Source organism: Rhodococcus sp. G6(2025) (genome assembly GCF_058628105.1).
Map to the genome: position 1 here is coordinate 255628 of NZ_CP179750.1, position 17583 is coordinate 273210.

Genomic DNA, 17583 nt, shown 5'->3' on the forward strand with positions numbered 1-17583 from the left:
TTCAGTCCTCTGTGACGGTCAGTTCGGTGACGGCGGTGCGGCCGTCTCGGAAGAAGCGGCGGAAACGGGTGCGGACGAGCAGCATCACCACGGCGCCGACGGCGATCGAGCCCACACCGAGCAGGAACACCCCGCCGATGCCGTGGAACGAGGTCGCCCCGTAGCCCGGGTCGAGCATGTCGTGGGCGCTGCGCGCGAAGGCGGCGAGCATGATCGTCCCGCCCAGTGCGGGCAGGATTCCCCGGAGGAACAGGTCGCGCGGCGAGTCGGTCAGGCGGTGGCGGAAGTACCAGACACAGGCGAGACCGGTGACGCCGTAGTAGAACGCGATGAGCAGTCCGATCGAAAGGATCGCGTCGCCGAGGAAGTTGCCGGAGACGAGCGTGAGGACGGTCAGCAGGACCGCGGCGGTCGCACCGAAGAACACGGTGGCGAACGCGGGCGTGCGGTAGGTGGGGTGGATTCGGGTGAAGGCGCGGGGCAGTGCGCCGTGGGCGCCCATGGAGAGGGTGGCGCGTGAGCTGCCGATGACACACGTGAGCAGCGCCGAGATCGCCGACACGCAGATGGCGAGTTCGACCACCTTCGACAGGCCCGCGCCGAGTACCGGCGGCCCGAGCGTGGCGAGTACGTCCCCCGCGTTGTCGGGATTGCCCAGGCCCAGCCCGTCGGTGCCGATGCCGGCGAAGCTGATCGCGGCGAATCCGGTGAAGAGGTACGTGCCGAGCAGGACGAGGGTGGAGATCACGGCGGCCTGACCGGGGATGCGGTCGCTGTCACGGGTTTCCTCGTTGACGGTGATCAGCGCGTCCCATCCCCAGTAGATGAACAGGCACAGCAGCACCGCCTCCGCGAAGGGGCCGAAGCCGCCGAACGCGAACGGGTTCAGCCAGGACAGGCTCGGTGCGGAGGCGCCGGTGCGGGCGAACGCGGCCGCTCCGAACCCGAACAGGGCGACCAGTTGCAGCCCCAGCAGCACGTACTGCACGGACGCGGCCAGTTGCAGCCCGCGGTAGGCGATGGTGGTGACCGCGGCGACGATCAGGACCGCGGTGACGATCACGGCGACGTTGTCGGACGCCAGCGAATCCAGGCCGAGCAGGGTCAGGAGGTACCCGGCTCCGACTCGGGCGAGTGCCGTCATCGCGATGAGGGTCGCGATCTGCACCACCCAGCCGCCGGAGAGCCATCCCGTGTGCGGACCGAACGCGCGGGTGGTCCAGACGAACGTGGTGCCGCAGTCCGGCATCTCCCGGTTCAGCTCGCGAAAAGCGAACGCGGTCAGAAGGATCGGCACGAAACCGAGGAGCAGGGCGGCGGGGGCGAGGTTTCCGACGACCATCGTCACGAAACCGAGCGTGACCGCGATGCTGTACGCCGGCGCGACCGAGGACAGGCCGAGCGCGACTGCGGCGAGCAGACCCACGGAGCCGCCCCGCAGTCCCTTTCCGGTGGGTGCTGGTGGTGGGTCGAGACTCGTCTCGGCGTCGGTGGGATTGGTCGACACGGTGACTCCTGAGATCGGGTTGGATTCTTTAAATAGAAATTTAAGAACAGTGTGATCTACCTGTCAATAGCTGGGCAGGTATTGTCTAAATCTCCATATAGAAACCGGTAAGGATGGAGCGAGGGCGTGGCACGGAAGAAGGATCAGGGGGCCCGCCGGGCCGAACTCGGTGAGGCCGTCCAGCGGGCGGTGCTCGCGCGCGGACTGGAGGGGGTGCGTCTGCGTGACATCGCGGAGCAGGCCGGGGTCACCCCTGCGGCGGTGCTCTACTACGGCGACCTGGACGCGTTGATCTACGAGACGTATCAGCGGGCCATCGAGCGGTTCAGTCAGGAGCGCGAGCGCGTCGCCGACCAGTTCCCCGACGCGCGCGACCGCCTCCGGGCCTGCATCGACCACGGCGTCGCGAGCGGACCGGACGACGAACTGGTCCGACTGCTGTTCGAATGCTGGCCGAGATCGCTGCGCGACGCCAAGGCGGCGGCCCTGGACAGTTCGCTGACCGAGCGCCAAATCGCCGTCTACTACGGCATTCTCGTCATCGGTCAGACTCAGGGTCACTTCACGCTCACCGACCCGCCGCGCCTGCTCGCAGCGAACTTCGTGGCCATGGAGGACGGCTACCAGATGGAGGTGCTGGCCGGACGTCGCAGCCGTGGCGAGGTGATCGCCAGCCTCCACTCCTACGCGCGCGCGGCCACCGGCCACGATCTGAGCGGCTAGGCCGAGTGTGGGGAACTGTGAGTAACGGATAGGTTGGGTGCGCGTCGCCAGGCCCGGCCGCCGAGCACCGACAAGGAGCCTCCCATCAAGATCCTGCAGAACGTCTCTTCTCCGGCCTAACGACTGCCAGTGGATTTCGGAGAGGGCGGTGGCGTCCCGGCTCGAGCGTTGCAGCGATATCCTGGTAGGACGTTTTCGTGAGGTGAGCGCCGTGCTGCATCGTCAAGGGTGTCTCGTATCGGGTGAATCGGCGTAGCCGATGGTTGATGCCGATCCGTACCGGACACAGCGCGCGGTGGATGCTTCAGTCACAGCGGAGCTAGCAGCCGCCGGGCTCGAAGACGCCCAGGAAATCGGCCGCGGTGGCTTCGGCGTTGTCTACCGGTGTGTCCAGACTGAGCTGGACCGAACGGTCGCGGTGAAGGTCCTCACCGCCGACATGGAAGCGGAGAACCGGGCACGATTCTTCCGGGAACAGCAGGCGATGGGCAGGTTGACCGGCCACCCGAACATCGTCCCTGTCCTGCAAGCCGGTGCCACCGCCACCGGCCGCCCCTACATCGTCATGCCCTATCACCCGCAGGACTCCTTGCAGGTGCGGATCCGAGACCACGGTCCCCTGCCATTGGGCGACGCGCTGCGGCTCGGAGTAAAGCTGGCTGGCGCGGTGGAGACGGCGCACCGGCTCGGCATCCTGCACCGCGACGTGAAACCGGCGAACATCCTGCTCACCGACTACGGCGAACCCGCGCTGACCGACTTCGGTATCGCGCACATCTCCGGAGGATTCGAGACGACCACCGGCACCGTGACCGGCTCGCCGGCATTCACCGCGCCCGAAGTGATCGCGGGCGATCCGCCGACCTCCAGTTCGGATATCTACGGTCTCGGGGCGACGCTGTTCTGCGCGCTCACCGGCCACGCCGCGTTTGAACGGCGCAGCGGTGAACAGCTGGTTGCCCAGTTCCTGAGGATCACAACACATCCGGTGCCGAATTTACGTGAGCAGGGAATCTCCGCCGACGTGGCGGAAGTGATCGAGCGGGCGATGTCGACGAATCCGGACGACCGCCCGTCCGCCGTCCAGCTCGGCGACGAACTCCGCGAGATCCAGCTCCACCGGGGATTTGCGGTCGACGGAATGGCCGTGCAGGGCGTTACGGGGTCCTCGCCGCGGAAACTGCCGAACTCTGTCGTGCAGCGCCTGACGATGGCGCGCACCGTCGGGGACGTCAAGACGAATATTTGCCTGGAACTCACCAGTTTCGTCGGCCGACGGAACGAGGTGACAGAACTCAAGAACCTGTTGTCGGATTCTCGTTTGGTGTCGCTCACCGGGATCGGTGGTGTGGGGAAGACGCGTCTGGCGTTGCGGGTCGCGACCATCACGCACCGCGATTACGCCGACGGAGTGTGGCTCGTGGAGCTGGGCGAGCTGCGTGACGAGTCGTTGCTCGTCGACATGGTCGCCGCATCTCTCGGATTGGGTGATCACTCGGCCAGGCCGTTGATCGACGTGCTGGTGGAGTTTCTGGTGCCGCGCGAGCTGTTGCTGGTCTTCGACAACTGCGAGCACGTCCTCGGCGGGGCCGCGGGGTTGGCCGAGACGCTGCTGCGGACGTGTCCGGGATTGCGAATCCTCGCCACCAGCCGCGAGCCACTCGGTATCGGCGGGGAATCACTGCTCCGGGTGCCCCCGCTCACTGTCCCCGACCCCGACGGACGGCCCTCCCTGCAGGGGCTGCCCAGCTACGATGCGGTGACCTTGTTCGCCGATCGCGCAGCCGCAGCTGTGCCCGGATTCGAGCTCACCGAGGACAACGGTGTCGCGGTCGCCGGGATCTGCCATCGCCTGGACGGATTGCCGCTGCCGATCGAACTGGCGGCGACACGGTTGCGGGCGATGTCGCCCGAGCAGATCCTTGCGCGGCTGACCGACCGTTACACGCTGCTGACCCGCGGCAGCCGAGGCGCACCCTCTCGTCAGCAGACCCTTCGGCTGTGTATCGATTGGAGCTACGATCTGTGCACCCCGCAGGAGCAACAGTTGTGGTCTCGGTTGTCCGTGTTCGCCGGTAGCTTCGAACTCGATGCGGTGGAACAGGTCTGCGGGAATGGCCTGGCATCGTCGGATCCGCTTGACGCCGTGACCTCCCTGGTGGACAAATCGATCGTGATCCGGGTGGAATCCGGCTCGGCCGTGTGCTTTCGGCTGCTCGAGACCCTGCGAGAGTACGGGCATGAGAAGCTCCAGGCCACCGAGGAGTATGTCGAACTGCGTCGACGGCACCGCGACTGGTATGAGCAACTGACCGCCGAGGCTGAAGCCGAGTGGATCAGCTCCCGGCAACTGGACTGGATCGCACGATTCGAGCGAGAACAAGCGAATCTGCGGGAGGCGATGGAGTTCTGCGTGTCCGACAGCCCCAACATCGGACTTCGCATCGCCGCGAGCTTGCTCCCCTTCTGGCTCTCCCGGAGCTTGCTCAGCGAGGGGCGATTCTGGCTGGGCCGCGTCCTTGCACACTTTCCAGCGGAGCCGACCCTGGAGCGAATCAAAGCGGTGTACGCCGGCAGCGTCCTGGCCGAATTGCAGGGCGACCTCTCCGCGGGGGCCGCACTGGTGGAGGAGGGCCGCAGGCTGGCCGAACAGACAACCGACGCGGTGAGCCACGCATACATCGAGTACGCGGACGGCCTTCTCGCCCTTTTCAGGGGTGATCCCACACGCGCCTGCGCGCGACTGGAAAGCGCCGGCACCGTTTTCGGCACACAGGAGGACGTTTCACACGTCGGGGTGCTGCACCGGCTGGGGATGGCCTACGAACAACTCGGCGAATCCCAGCGGGCGAGTGACTGTTACGAACAGATCGTCGCGATCACACAGGCGCACGGTGAATCGATGTACCAGTCGTTCGCGCTCTGGGCCATGGGTGACGCGGTGTGGCGCCACGGTGATACCGATCGGGCAGTTCGGCTACTCGAACAGTCATTGCAGTTGACCAGGCGGGTGAATACCCCGCGCACCGCCATCGCGTGCCTCGAGACACTGGGCTCGATCGCCGCCGAAGCGCATGACGCGCGACGCGCGGTCATCCTGATGGCGGCCGCCGACGAACTCGGACGCACCGTGGGCAGCCCCACGGTGGGGTTCCCCCAATTACTCGTCTCCCGCGAGGAGTCCGAACAGAATGCCTATGGAGCGCTCGGCAAGAGCTCCATGGAGGCGGCGCGCCGAGAGGGTCGGCGCTTGGGCTTTGACGCCGCCATCGCCTATGCCCTCGGCGAACGGCTCCCGGACGCCACGTCGGATACCTCAGTGAAACTGACCAAACGTGAACGGCAGGTCGCCGAACTGATCGCCGCCGAAGGCCTGACCAACAGGGCGATCGCCGCCCGACTGGTGATATCACCCCGCACTGCGCAAGGTCACGTGGAGCACCTACTCACCAAACTCGGTTTCACCTCCCGCGCGCAGATCGCAGCGTGGGTCGTCGAGCAGGACCGGCAACCATGACACACGAAATGAATGAAGACGGAGACGGGGATTTCCTCGATCCTCTGCCCCGGTAGATATTCTGCAGTTGCGGATCTATCTATCCGCGCCAAAGCGAGGAAGGGATGAGTGCTGCTGGGCGACCGGTAATCTGGTCGCCCAGCAGGCCACCGGGTGTCAGGCCGGGCGGTCGCCTCTGAGGGTGACGCGGTGCATGCGCCTGTAGTGCGGGTGATAGTCGCCGACCGCGTAGTGTTGCGTCGACCGGTTGTCCCAGATCACGAGGGAGTTCGGTTCCCAACGGAATCGGACCTGATATTCCGGGGTCTTGGCGAGGCCCGTGAGCATGTTTCGTAGCGAGTCACTCAGCTGCGGAGGAACCCCCGAGATGCGTGAGGTGAACAACTCGTTGACGTAGACAAGTCTGCGACCGGTTTCTGGATGCTTGCGCACGACGGGATGGGTCATCGGAGGATACTTTCGGCGTGTTTCCTCGTACCGTGCTTCCCCGTCATCTCCTTGGCGGACGACGCCGGTCAGTTCCTTTTCCCAATCGTGCACGGCCTCGAGCCCGTCGATGAGGTTCTTCATCGTCTCCGGTAGCGCGTCATACGCGGCAGTCATGCTCGACCACAGTGTGTCACCACCGCAGGGCGGGATGTCCTGGGCGTGGAGGCAGGTCGCGGAATTTGGAGTCGCCTGCCAGGTCAGATCGGAGTGCCAGACGTCGGTTCCGGCTGCGCGACCGCGAGATTCGAGCACCTCGATGAACGGGTTTCCCGGAAGGGAGGGAAAGAATGCACTTACTTCCTGGGGGTCTCCGAACACCTTCGCGAATCGGAGCTGATCTTCTGGCTCGAGGTGCTGATCGCGAAGAAACAGGACTTCGTGTTCCAGGAAGGCTGTGCGCAGTTCGGTCTGGCACTGCGGTGTGATCTCGTCACGAAGATCCAGGCCGTGGATGAACGCCCCGATGGTTGGTGTTGCGCGTTCCAGGGTGAATGTTTCGTATCGTGATTCATTGCTGCTCATAGGGTTTCCTTCCGTCAGCGTGTTATCTGTTACTAGATGGGGGCGAATTCTGTGCCGCGGCGGGCGGAGCCTGAACCCCTAGAGCACAGGACGGTGAGCACCCCTTCTCCGAGAGGTTGTCCTTTCAGGAGTTGTGGGACCGATCAGAGTTCGCTGTCATTGTGAGTGCTTCCGTGCCCGAGAGGCGACGTCCATGAGGGGCATCACTCCGAGTAGGTGGGAGTGCGGAGCCCGCTCACGTTATCGGTGCCGATTCCGCTGTCGGCTTGCGTATCTTTTTTCCGGTTCGTCCGTCCGAGCACCAGTACGCAGACGAACGACAGTGCTGCGGTGACGAAGACATACAGGGAAATGGAGATGGACGCATGGGTTGCGCTGAGTAGTGTTCCGGCGATGAGCGGCGCGATGGCGCTGCCCAAGAGGTTGCCGAGGGTGGTGGCCAGCGACAGCCCGCTGTAGCGGACTCGTGCGTCGAACGCCTCGGAGAAGTATGCCGGCTGCAGCGCCCACGGGATGTATACGGCGATGGTCGCGGCGACGTAGCAGACAGCGATGAAGCCGTACGAGCCCGAGTCGAGCGCCCAGTAGAGGGGGAAGGCGAGAGAACCGATGAGGGCAAGGCCGAGCAGGAAGAGCCGTTGCCGGCCGAATCTGTCGGAGAGCGCACCTGCGATCGGGGTGACCACGAATCCGACCGCGGAGGTGACGATCACCAGAATCAGCATGGAACTTTGGCTCAGGCCGCCTGCCTCTTGCGTGTAGACGAAGTTGTACACGGTCAGGAGGTAGAAGAAGATGCCCGGCGACAGGCTGGCGCCGGCGACCAGGAGCACCTGCTTCGGATGTGTGCGAAGAACTTCGATGATCGGCAGGCGCACGACGGCGTGCACATCCTTGACCCGGTCGAACTCCGGACTCTCGGCGACCTGTACCCGGATGATCAGTCCGGTGATCACCAGTACCGCACTGAGGAGGAACGGAACACGCCACCCCCAGGCCATGAAGTGATCATCGGCCATTGCATCGAGGGGTAGGTACACGGTCATCGCCAGGATCAGTCCGACCGCCACCCCCGCCTGCGGCCAGCTGCCGAAGAAACCACGTCGGCTATCGGGGGAATGCTCCGTCGCCATGAGCGCAGCGCCACCCCATTCGCCGCCGAGCGCGAAGCCTTGCGTCAGTCGCAGCAGCACCAGCAGCACCGGAGCGAAGGCGCCGATGGTGGCATATGTCGGCAACAGGCCGATCAGTACGGTGGCGACGCCCATGATCAAGATGGTGACGACCATCATCGATTTTCGGCCCACCCTGTCCCCGAAGTGACCGAAGACGATGGCTCCGATCGGACGGGCGACGAAGCCGGCGGCGAAGGTCGAGAAGGCCAGCAGGGTTCCGATGGCCGGGTCGAAGCTGGGGAAGAAGTGATGGTTGAACACGAGCACGGCTGCGGTGCTGTAGATGAAGAAGTCGTACCACTCGATGGTTGTGCCGATCAGGCTCGCCAGTGCGACCTTCTTCGGCGAGCCTGCGCCCGCTGGTCGTGCGATTGCACCACCCATATTGTGCCTCCCGGCTATTTGACGAACATGGGTCACGCGGCGCGTGAACCCGTGGCGAATCAGAGCGTTTTAGGGCGCCTCTGTTTCTGAATAACGTGCACAGATCGAAACCACCAAATTACTTAAGTGGTCAATATCTTAATGCTGAGGCTAGTTGTGCGCAAGCTCTCATTTCTTAAAGTTTGAGCCCTCAACCTGCTGTTATGCCTAACCGCGAGACCGCAAGATTCAGACACTGAGTGACGAATGAAATAGAGCGGAAAATGGATTCCCCGGCCCGAAACGCCGCTACGCACCTCGGTGGAATCAGCCACGCATGGCCGGCACGAAGAAATAGACCGTGTGCACAGTTAACGATTTCCACTCGTGGGCGGAAAGCAAGAGAAATCCACGTCGGATTAATGTGCGAAACATGGTCAGCGGCAAGCTGGCACACCACGAACAGAAATGTCCGCAGAGATGCGGATCCTGGCGGGGTTGCCGGCACTCACCCGAGCCGCGCGGGGTGCGACCGTGTGGGACGTCAGCGTGGATTCGACCATCGCGCAGGCTCACCAGCATGCGGCGGGCGTGCGCTGGGCTCCCGAGGCGCAGTCCGTGCCGCCCGGCGAGGTCGAGATCGAGCCCGCCGACCACGCGTTGCGGCGCTCCCGAGATGGGTGGACCACCAGGACGCATCTGGCCTACCTGGCCTACCTGGCCGCAGCGGTCCCTGATCACCTCGGCCGCGGCGTCAGCGTAGTCGTCCAGGTCGAACCGACGTCCGGGATCCCCGCTGCGCCCGGATCCCGGGGCGTCCCACGCGAGCAGCCTCAGGGAACTGTTGAGCTCACCGAATTGTGGTGCGAAACTGTCGGCGCTACCACCGATTCCGCGCAGCAGGAGCACGGGACCGGTGCCAGCCCCGACTACGTGCGCCACGACGCCCGCCCGCTGTCTACCCGCCCGTTGGACGGCACCTTCCTCACCCCTGACTGATTGTGTCCACATGCATCGACCTCGACTTCGTGGGCCGGGAGTCCCGGTTGCGCAACTCGCGCTCAACCACTCTGAGTGGCGCACCTCACGAGAACTCGGTTTTGGCCGATTTCCATAATTTTTACGGCCATAATGTCCAATATGACCTCTCAGGCTGCAGCAGAACTGGACCTTGCAATTATCGGCGCGCTGCAGCTCAACCCCCGCGCTGACTGGGCGGACTTGGCGGAGGCACTTCAGTACTCGCCGAAGACACTCGCCCGAAGATGGAAGCTGTTGTCCGAGAGCGGCTCGGCATGGATCGCGGTGGCTCCGGGCCCGACCTTCCTGCAATTCGGATGTGCCGCATGGCTTGCGATCACCTGCAGACCCCAGAGCAAGCATGACGTTGCAGAAGCCCTGATTGCCGAACCAGCAGTCGACACGGTATCGAGCACATCCGGGACGTCGGACTTCCATGTGATCGTGTTCGTCTCCAGCATTGCCGACCTCACCCGTCTGCTCACCGACCGCATCGAGGTGATCGAAGGAATCAGGTCGGTGGCAACGACGGTCGTGCTCACCAACTACACAGAAGGCGCGCGGTGGCGCGTCCAGGCGTTAGACCTGGAACAGGCCAATCTTCTCCAATTGCCCCAGGCAGCGCCCACACGCAGGAAAACGATTCCATTCCTGGACGATCTCGATCGTTCTCTGCTCGGAGCTCTGGCGAAAGATGGGCGTCAAGCATGGACCACACTCGGCGAGCAATGCGATGTGACCGGACCGACCGCGCGACGCCGCGTCGAAAGGCTGATCGACGGGGGCCACGTGGCCCTGCGCTGCGAGGGAGCGAACACACTTGTCGGACCAGTCGTCGAGACGACTTTCATGATCACGACCGCACCGAGCGAGTTGAACACGGTCGGCAACCTATTGAGCCGGATTCCAAAATGCCGAATTGCAAACGCCACTACCGGAACCTCGACAATCGTCGCCACGATGTGGTTTCAGACGATCAGCGAGATCGCGCCATTCGCGGCTGCACTCACGCGAGAACTTCCGTCCATCACCATTTCGGACCGGTTCATCAGCCTCCACACATTCAAGAGGGCAGGACACGTCCTTGATCAGGATGGACGAACCACCGGATTGATCCCACGGGCCATCTTCTAGCGGGAACCGAACAACCCGTAACCAGCCGACACCCGGATCTCTTGGGGGTGACCGGTCATCGATCCGCTTCCGGAAGTTGAGTTGGGCGGCGCCGGCGGTGTTGGTTGTGGTGTTCGGGTTGGTGACGGTTCCGTGGCGTGCTGCCCGCCAATTCGCCGTTCCGTTTGTGCTGGCGTTGCGCCGATCGCCGCGCCGGCGGCGTGGTTCGTCATCGGGGTGGACCTGTTTTTCACCCCGGATTGAGCTCGCCGGTGCCACTCGGGCGGCGCGTGAGTTGCTGCTGGGGCTGTTCGACGGTCCGCCCGTCGGGACCTATGTCGAGGGCCGCGACGATCGGCCTTGGCTGTACCCCGAGGTTTAGGTCGTGTTTCAAAGGTGGTTCGGCTGTGAGTTTTCGATCAAGTGGGTGTGTCGGTGCCGCCCAGCGTCGCGGTGCCGGGGCGGGCGGACGTTACCGACGTGCAATGGGCGCGGTTGGTGCCGCTGCTGCCTCTGGGTAGGAGGGCGGGCCGTTCGCCGAAGTGCACGAAACGGCAGCTCATCGACGGGATCCGGTGGCGGATTCGGGCGGGTACGACATGGCGGGATGTGCCGGCCCGGTACGAGCCGTGGCACGGTGTACTTGTTCCGGTGTTGGCGGCGGGCGGGGGTGTGGGTGCGGCGCCGAAGTGTCGCTGCGACGCAGGAACAGCGACGTTGCGCGTGAGGATGCCGCCGTCGGGTCCTGCTCCTGTCGACGTTCCGGTCGTCGGCGTCTGTGCCGACGACCGGTGGTCTGAGGTCCGGTTGAATTCAGGCGTGCGACAACGGCGGGAGACCGGGTACGCCGCCGGTTGAGAGTGCACGAAAGACGCGTTCTGGTGTCATCGGCAACTCGGTAAGCTGGGCACCGACCGCGTCGGCGATGGCCTGGGCAATTGCCGGGGCGATGGGGAGCATGCCGCCCTCCCCCATGCCTTTGGCGCCGAAGGGGCCGGCGCCGTGTCCCTGCTCCTGGGTGATCGAGACGAACCGCTCGGGGAGGTCCTCCGCGAGTGGGACGCGGTACAGCAGGGCCTCGGCGTTGAGAAGTTCACCGTTCTCGTAGCGCATTTCCTCGAACAGGGCCTGCGCGAGTCCAAGTATGGCGGCGCCTTCATCCTGACCGCGGCAGCCGATCTTGTTGATCACCTTGCCCGCGTCTCCACTGACCGCGAGCTGAAGGACCGTAACCCTACCGGTCTCCGGGTCGACTTCGACCTCGGCTGCCGCCCACCCGATCTCGTAGAAGACACACCGGGCGGCCAATGGCGCATCGGCATCATTGCGCACCTTGTAATAGCCGTCGGCCGAGAACTCGAACCCGGTGTGGCCGAAGAACTCCATGATCCGCTCGAAAAGCGGATATACCTCGCCTGTGGGGGTGCGCACCGTCCAGTCGTCGAGCACTGAGGTGGCCGGGTCGATGGCGAACTGTTCACCGGCCCACTCGAGCACTTGTCTACGCAGGTTCTCCGCCGCGTTCCGGACGGCCTGTCCCATCACCACCACGCCGGACGAGGCGTTGGTGCCCTGATCGAAGGGGGTGTGGTCGGTGTCGATGCGCGTGTACACGACGCGGTCGCGGCTGGTGCGCAGGACGTCGGCGACGATCTGGGACATCGCGGAGTGCCCGCCCTGGCCCATTTCGGTGAGCGCGCAATTGAGGAAGACGTCGCCGTTGGCGGTCACCTTGACCCGCGCCATCGCGGGCTTGTTGCCGCCGCCACTGTCCTTGAGCCCGACGCATACCCCCATGCCGCGGTTTCCGCTGCGATCCCTGGAGTGGTAGCCGATAGCGTCCGCGACCAGACGCATTCCTTCGGCGAGGTCGGAGTCGATCCCCGCATCCCCGGGGACGAATTCTTCGCCGAGCTTTTTGAGGTTTTTCAGCCGCAGTGCGTAGGGATCGATGCCGAGTCGCTGCGCGATGAGGTCGATCTGACGTTCGCCGGCCCACGTGGTCTGGGTGGCCCCGAAGCCGCGCATGGCGCCGGCGGGCACAGTGTTCGTGGTAACCGCCTTGCAGACGGTGTCGATGTGCTGCCAGCGGTACGCGCCCGGCATCCGGTAGCCGGCCTTCTCCGCCACCGCCGGACTGTGTTCGGCGTAGGCCCCGCTGTCGAGGAGCACCGTCGATTTGCGGGCGACAAAGGTGCCGTCCGCCTTGACGCCGGCCTTGACGATCAGCTTCGCCGCGTGCTGCGACACGGTGAGGAAGCCCTCTTCCGTGCTCATGCAGAACCGCACCGGCCGGCCGCCGCTGAGCTGGGACAGGCGGATGGCGACCGGGTCGGCCTTCGGGCCGTTCTTCGCGCCGAACGCGCCGCCGAGCAGGGCGACGTGCACCCGGATCCGGTTTTCGGGGAGGTTGAATACGTGCCCGAGTTCCTGGCGGAGGTTGAACGGGCTCTGCGTCGCCGTCCAGACCTCGATCTGTTCGTCGGTTGCCTCCGCGACCGTGACGAACGGTTCGAGATGCATGTGGTTCATCCGGGAGAAAAGGAAGGTGTCCTCGAAGATGTGGTCGCACTCCTCCCACACGTCCGGTGATCCAGTGCTGTAACGGAATTCGTAGCTGACATTGTGGTCGCTGCGCAGCGACGCCGACGCGCCGTTCCGGTACGGGGGCAACCCGCCGCGCGGCTCGAGCGGATGGATTGTCGGCGACGACGGATCGAGGGCCTCGTCGACGTCGAATACCGCCGGCAGGATCTCGTATTCGACCTGAATGAGGTCCAGTGCAGCCAGGGCCGTGCGCTCATCTACCGCAGCGACGGCGGCGACGATGTCGCCGACATAGCGGACGGTGTCGGTCGCGACGACCGGCTGGTCCTTGACCATGGTGCCGTAACACGCCAGGCCGTCGGTTTCGTTGCGCGTCAGTACCGCGGTGACGCCGTTCAGTGCCTCGGCGGCGCTCGCGTCGATGGACACGATACGAGCGTGCGCGTGCGGACTACGCAGCACCTTCGCGTGCAACATGCCCGGTCGCACGATGTCGGTGTTGTAGACCGCTTTGCCGGTCACCTTGACCGCGGCGTCCGCGCGCGGCAGATCGCGCCCGGTGACCCGCTTGTCCGGAGAGGCGGTCGGCAGCGAATACACGGTGTATCCGGTGCTCGCGGCGTCGGGGTGGACGTCGTGAGTGAAGGACTCGGCTGTCGTCGTCACGCGGATTCCCCGTTCGTCTCACCGGTCAGTTCGGCAGCGCGCTCGACCGATTCGAGGATCATCTCGTATCCGGTACAGCGACAGGTGTTGGAACTGATCCATTCGCGGATGGTGCCGCGATCGGGTTGTGGGTCCTGACGCAGCAGCCCGGTGGTGAGCATCAACATCCCGGACGTGCAGAAGCCGCACTGGAAACCCCCGCACTCGGAGAATGCACGTTGCTGCGGGGACAGCGCGCCGTCGGGCGCGGCCAACCCTTCCACTGTCTCGACCGAGGCGCCGTCGATGCTGAACGCGAAGGTCGAACAGGAGGCGACGGGCAGATCGTCCACGAGCACGGTGCACGCTCCACAGACCCCGCGCTCGCAGGAACCGCGAACGCCGTTGCAGCCGTGGTTGTTGCGCAGGACGTCGAGCAGGATGGCGTTGGCGGCGACGCGCACGGTCTGCTTGACGCCGTTCAGGGCGAACTCGATGCAGGTGTCGAGTTCACCGTCGGGGGCAGCGGATCGGTCGGTCTCGTGATCGGGGTACTCGGTCATCTCGTTGTCGTTCCCTTCAGCTGCGCACACGCCGCGGTGAGCAGGCGGCGCGTCAGCACACGCACCAGGTGCCGGCGGTACTCCGCCGAGCCGGTGTAATCGGCACAATCGTCCGGTAGCTGCTGGGCAAGCTGCGCGCTCACCTCGAGCGGATCGAGTTCGCGGGCGCCGGTGTCGGCCGTCAGAGCGAATCCGTGGCGGTATTCGGAGCCCGATTGCGCGCGCACCTGCAGGGTGCCGTCGGGGTTGCGGCGCACCGCGAGGGCCACTGTCGCCGTCGGACGCATCGAACGCTCATATCCGAACCAGACGAGGTCGTCCGTTCGTACGGTGATGTCGGTCAACAGACCTCGCTGATCGGTTCCGCTGTCCGCCCACAACGACGCGACCGGGCGGGAGAGCGCGCCGGCGTCGAAGACCAGGTCCGCGCCGAGCGCCCCGAGAAGCAGCGGCATCTCGTAGCGGTACCGCCGCGCCATCAGGTTTCCGCCGACGGTCGCGGTGTAGCGGATCCGAACCGTGGCGATCGACGCCCATGCCGCCGCGAGGTCCGGGATCGCGGTGCCGACGGTCTCGTCCGTCGCACCCATGTGGTGGGTCACCATCGGGCCGATATGAAGTACGCCGGCCTCGTGACTGATGGCGCGGAGCGCATCGACCTTCTGCAGCGACACCAACGTGTTTGGGGCGCACCCCTCACGGATCTGGGCGACCAGATCCGAGCAGCCCGCGGCGATGACGGCATCCGGATGTTCGGACACGATCGCGAGGGCGTCCTCGATGGTGGTGGGGCGATGGAGCCGGAAAGGGGCCATCGCGAATTGGGTCTGCGCCACCAACCCGGCGCCGAGGGCCTGGATGCGCATCAGCGGGCTCCCCGCACGAGTGTGCGGCGCGGTATGCCATAGCCGGTATGCATGTGGTGATTCACCCCTTGTAGGGCGCGCCTTTCCACGGCCGCGGAGACGACGTCGAGTGCGGCGCGGACGGCTACCGAACAGAATCCGGTGTAGACGAACCTACGCCGATTCCGGCCCTGAAGATGCTCGCGAACGACGATCGGATCTTCGTCACCAACACAGTCGCAGGAGTCGGCCGGGTCGGTGTGGCACAGCACGGTGTCCAAGGTGCCGCGCGAGGCGTTCCTGCCGTCAGCTGGATTCTGCTCGGGGGTCGCATCGCCGCGCAAGGGCAGGGCAGTCACTGTGCCGCCGCCCTCCGCAGCCACCGTGGCAAGGCCGCTCTTGTTCATGTGCCTCGTTCCATTCGAAAGGACAACGGATGACGGTCCAAGAAGACTCAGCGCAAAGTATCTTTGCTATAAGATAGTTCTACGTTCCTGGCTCCCCGAGGTCAATAGCGCGGCCAAAGTTGTCCGGCCCGGTCATTTCGAGGATTGCGGCACCTGGAGCACACCCCTCCCCGAAGAGTTGCAGGTCACAGTCCTGGTTGGGAGGATCACGGCAGGTCTTCCGGCGAGCACACCCCGGAGCGCTCATGTGGTTTCGACCCCCTACGCAGGCGCTGCACCGGCCGACTTTGCGGTGTTCTCCGATGCAGCAGCCTGTAAAGACCCCTCCAGAACGGACAGAAGATCGGCGAGCTGCTCGCGCTGACCACCCCCGAGTCCCCCCTGCATCCGGGCCAGTTCCGCGAAGTGTGCATCCGAAACAGCGTCGACAAGTTTGCGGCCCGCCCCGGTGAGCGTCACATACACCACGCGGGAGTCGATGTCATCGCGCTCACGTAGCACCAGGCCGGCCTCCTCGAGCCGGTTCACCCGCATTGTCAGGCCACCCGTTGTCACCAAGGTCTGTTTCGCCAGCTCCCCGGCAGTGCGCCGGAACGTTGGTTCCGCACGCCGAAGGCAGGCGAGAACGTCGAACCCCGCCTCGTTCGTCCCGAACCGTTCGAACAGCTCATTGATCTGAGCCCGGTACAGCAGAAAACTCCGATGCAGCCGTCCGAAAATCTCCAAAGCCGACACGTCCAGCTCGGGACGCGTCCGAGCCCACTGCCGGATGATCTCACCGACCCCATCCGCCCGATCCGATTCGGCCACTTCACACTCCAGATTCGATACGGGCACGGTGCCGCGAATCAGTCTCGCCTACCGGCGACCGACTCACCGACAATTTCAGGACTTATCTTTGCGCAAAACTATTGTACGATCCTCGCCACCACCGCGACGGCTCCCCAGCCCCGGTCGCCGGAACCGTGACGCGAACAGAATTGCGAGGCACTCGTGAACACCGTCCTTCGCGACATCCACACTGAATGGGAAGCACACCGCGCTATCGCGGTCGCCACCGTCATAGCCACCCACGGGTCATCCCCACGAGACCCCGGCGCGATGCTCGCAGTCCACCAGGACGGAACCGTGGTCGGCAGCATCTCGGGCGGCTGCGTCGAAGGCGCCCTCTACGAAACCGCCCTCGACGTCCTCGCCACCGGGCACCCCCGAATCGAGCACTACGGCCCCACCGGCGACATCCTCGAACCCGGACTGACCTGCGGCGGATCACTGATCGTGCTCGTGGAACGAGTAGACCGCGAGACCATGCCGCAACTCGCCGACCTCATGGAACGGACGCTGCGCGACGAAACCGTCATCCTCGAGACGATCCTCACCGGACCGGAAGCAGGTACCCACCGCATCGCAAACGAACTCGACGCCCCCACCGGCCTGACCTCCTCCGGAACGCTGATACGCCGCTTCCCGTCCCGGCCCCGGATGGTGATCGTGGGTTCGACCGACTTCGCAATGGAGACCGGGCTAGTCGGTACCCGAATGGGCTACCGGGTCACCATCTGCGATGCCCGCCCCGTGTTCACGACACCGCAGCGATTTCCCGATGTCGAAGAGGTCGTGTGCGAGTGGCCGTCGGACTGGATCACAAGTGAGCGCAACAAAGGCCGATTCGATTCCCGCACAGTCATTGTCGTTCTCACCCACGACCCCAAGATCGACATTCCCGTCCTCCTCGAATGCCTCGACGAGGCCAAATGGACACAGCCCCTCGCCTACGTCGGGGCCATGGGGTCACTCACCGCCGACACCAACCGACGGCGGGACCTGGCCGCGGCCGGCCTCCGCCCAGAAAGTCTTGCCACGCTATCCAGCCCGATCGGCCTCGACATCGGCAACCGGGGGCCAGCCGAGACCGCCATCTCCATCGCCGCCGAAATCATCGCCAGCCGGTCCGCGCCAGTGTGCTCATAGAAAGATGACCCCCATCCCGGTAACCCGCGAATCTCCAGCGCCGACCAGGACCAAAACCACCAGATCGATGCGCTGCGCCGCGCCGAGGTGATCGCCAGTCTCCACTCCTACGCGCGCGCGGCCACCGGCCACGATCTGAACGGCCAGGCCGAGTATGGGGAACTGTGAGTAACAGA

The 17583-nt window shown here is 64.9% G+C and carries 14 protein-coding genes; 6 read left to right on the top strand and 8 right to left on the bottom strand.

What is annotated here, in order from left to right; genetic code table 11:
* Position 1 precedes the first annotated feature (1 nt).
* Positions 2-1507 (bottom strand): APC family permease, encoded by a 1506-nt coding sequence (locus ACLIVD_RS01325; protein WP_283336486.1) that lies wholly within the window; start codon positions 1505-1507, stop codon positions 2-4.
* A 126-nt stretch (positions 1508-1633) separates the two neighbouring features.
* Between ACLIVD_RS01325 and ACLIVD_RS01330 the strand changes: the two genes are divergently transcribed.
* Entirely contained in the window at positions 1634-2230 is a 597-nt protein-coding gene (locus tag ACLIVD_RS01330; protein WP_280784803.1) for a TetR/AcrR family transcriptional regulator, read from the top strand.
* 259 nt (positions 2231-2489) lie between these two features.
* A complete protein-coding gene (locus ACLIVD_RS01335; protein ID WP_283336488.1) occupies positions 2490-5747 on the top strand; it encodes a protein kinase domain-containing protein in 3258 nt (1085 codons plus the stop codon).
* Positions 5748-5903: 156 nt separating this feature from the next.
* On the opposite strand, the gene ACLIVD_RS01340 is transcribed toward ACLIVD_RS01335, so the two are convergent.
* Both ACLIVD_RS01340 and ACLIVD_RS01345 read right to left on the bottom strand, forming a co-directional pair.
* The gene (locus ACLIVD_RS01340) at positions 5904-6758 is read right to left on the bottom strand and encodes a TauD/TfdA dioxygenase family protein (RefSeq protein ID WP_280784801.1); all 855 of its coding nucleotides are present in this window, start codon (positions 6756-6758) and stop codon (positions 5904-5906) included.
* Between the two features lie 203 nt (positions 6759-6961).
* Positions 6962-8317: an MFS transporter gene (locus ACLIVD_RS01345; RefSeq protein WP_283336489.1), complete on the bottom strand. Its 1356-nt coding sequence runs from the start codon at positions 8315-8317 to the stop codon at positions 6962-6964.
* Between the two features lie 447 nt (positions 8318-8764).
* Between ACLIVD_RS01345 and ACLIVD_RS01350 the strand changes: the two genes are divergently transcribed.
* The 3 genes from ACLIVD_RS01350 to ACLIVD_RS01360 all read left to right on the top strand — a co-directional run bounded on the left by ACLIVD_RS01350 (position 8765) and on the right by ACLIVD_RS01360 (position 11287).
* Positions 8765-9295, top strand: a complete 531-nt coding sequence (locus tag ACLIVD_RS01350) for a transposase (protein ID WP_283336491.1) — start codon at positions 8765-8767, stop codon at positions 9293-9295.
* A 141-nt stretch (positions 9296-9436) separates the two neighbouring features.
* On the top strand, positions 9437-10450 hold the full coding sequence (locus tag ACLIVD_RS01355; RefSeq protein ID WP_280784798.1) for an Lrp/AsnC family transcriptional regulator: 1014 nt from the start codon (positions 9437-9439) through the stop codon (positions 10448-10450).
* A 477-nt stretch (positions 10451-10927) separates the two neighbouring features.
* Entirely contained in the window at positions 10928-11287 is a 360-nt protein-coding gene (locus ACLIVD_RS01360; protein WP_477953805.1) for a transposase, read from the top strand.
* Here the strand turns inward: ACLIVD_RS01360 and ACLIVD_RS01365 are convergent.
* The 5 genes from ACLIVD_RS01365 to ACLIVD_RS01385 all read right to left on the bottom strand — a co-directional run bounded on the left by ACLIVD_RS01365 (position 11243) and on the right by ACLIVD_RS01385 (position 16246).
* Positions 11243-13642, bottom strand: coding sequence for a xanthine dehydrogenase family protein molybdopterin-binding subunit (locus ACLIVD_RS01365; RefSeq protein ID WP_009477005.1), 2400 nt, complete (start codon positions 13640-13642; stop codon positions 11243-11245). The genes ACLIVD_RS01360 and ACLIVD_RS01365 overlap by 45 nt on opposite strands.
* Positions 13639-14184, bottom strand: a complete 546-nt coding sequence (locus tag ACLIVD_RS01370; RefSeq protein WP_280784797.1) for a (2Fe-2S)-binding protein — start codon at positions 14182-14184, stop codon at positions 13639-13641. The genes ACLIVD_RS01365 and ACLIVD_RS01370 overlap by 4 nt, the downstream gene beginning before the upstream one ends.
* Positions 14181-15050 carry an FAD binding domain-containing protein gene (locus tag ACLIVD_RS01375; protein ID WP_009477007.1) on the bottom strand — a complete coding sequence of 290 codons (870 nt, stop codon included), beginning with the start codon at positions 15048-15050 and terminating at the stop codon, positions 14181-14183. The genes ACLIVD_RS01370 and ACLIVD_RS01375 overlap by 4 nt, the downstream gene beginning before the upstream one ends.
* Entirely contained in the window at positions 15050-15436 is a 387-nt protein-coding gene (locus tag ACLIVD_RS01380) for a hypothetical protein (protein WP_283336494.1), read from the bottom strand. The genes ACLIVD_RS01375 and ACLIVD_RS01380 overlap by 1 nt, the downstream gene beginning before the upstream one ends.
* 261 nt (positions 15437-15697) lie before the next feature.
* A complete protein-coding gene (locus ACLIVD_RS01385; RefSeq protein WP_283336495.1) occupies positions 15698-16246 on the bottom strand; it encodes a MarR family winged helix-turn-helix transcriptional regulator in 549 nt (182 codons plus the stop codon).
* A gap of 183 nt (positions 16247-16429) precedes the next feature.
* Between ACLIVD_RS01385 and ACLIVD_RS01390 the strand changes: the two genes are divergently transcribed.
* Entirely contained in the window at positions 16430-17407 is a 978-nt protein-coding gene (locus ACLIVD_RS01390) for an XdhC family protein (protein ID WP_283336496.1), read from the top strand.
* Positions 17408-17583: the final 176 nt, after the last annotated feature.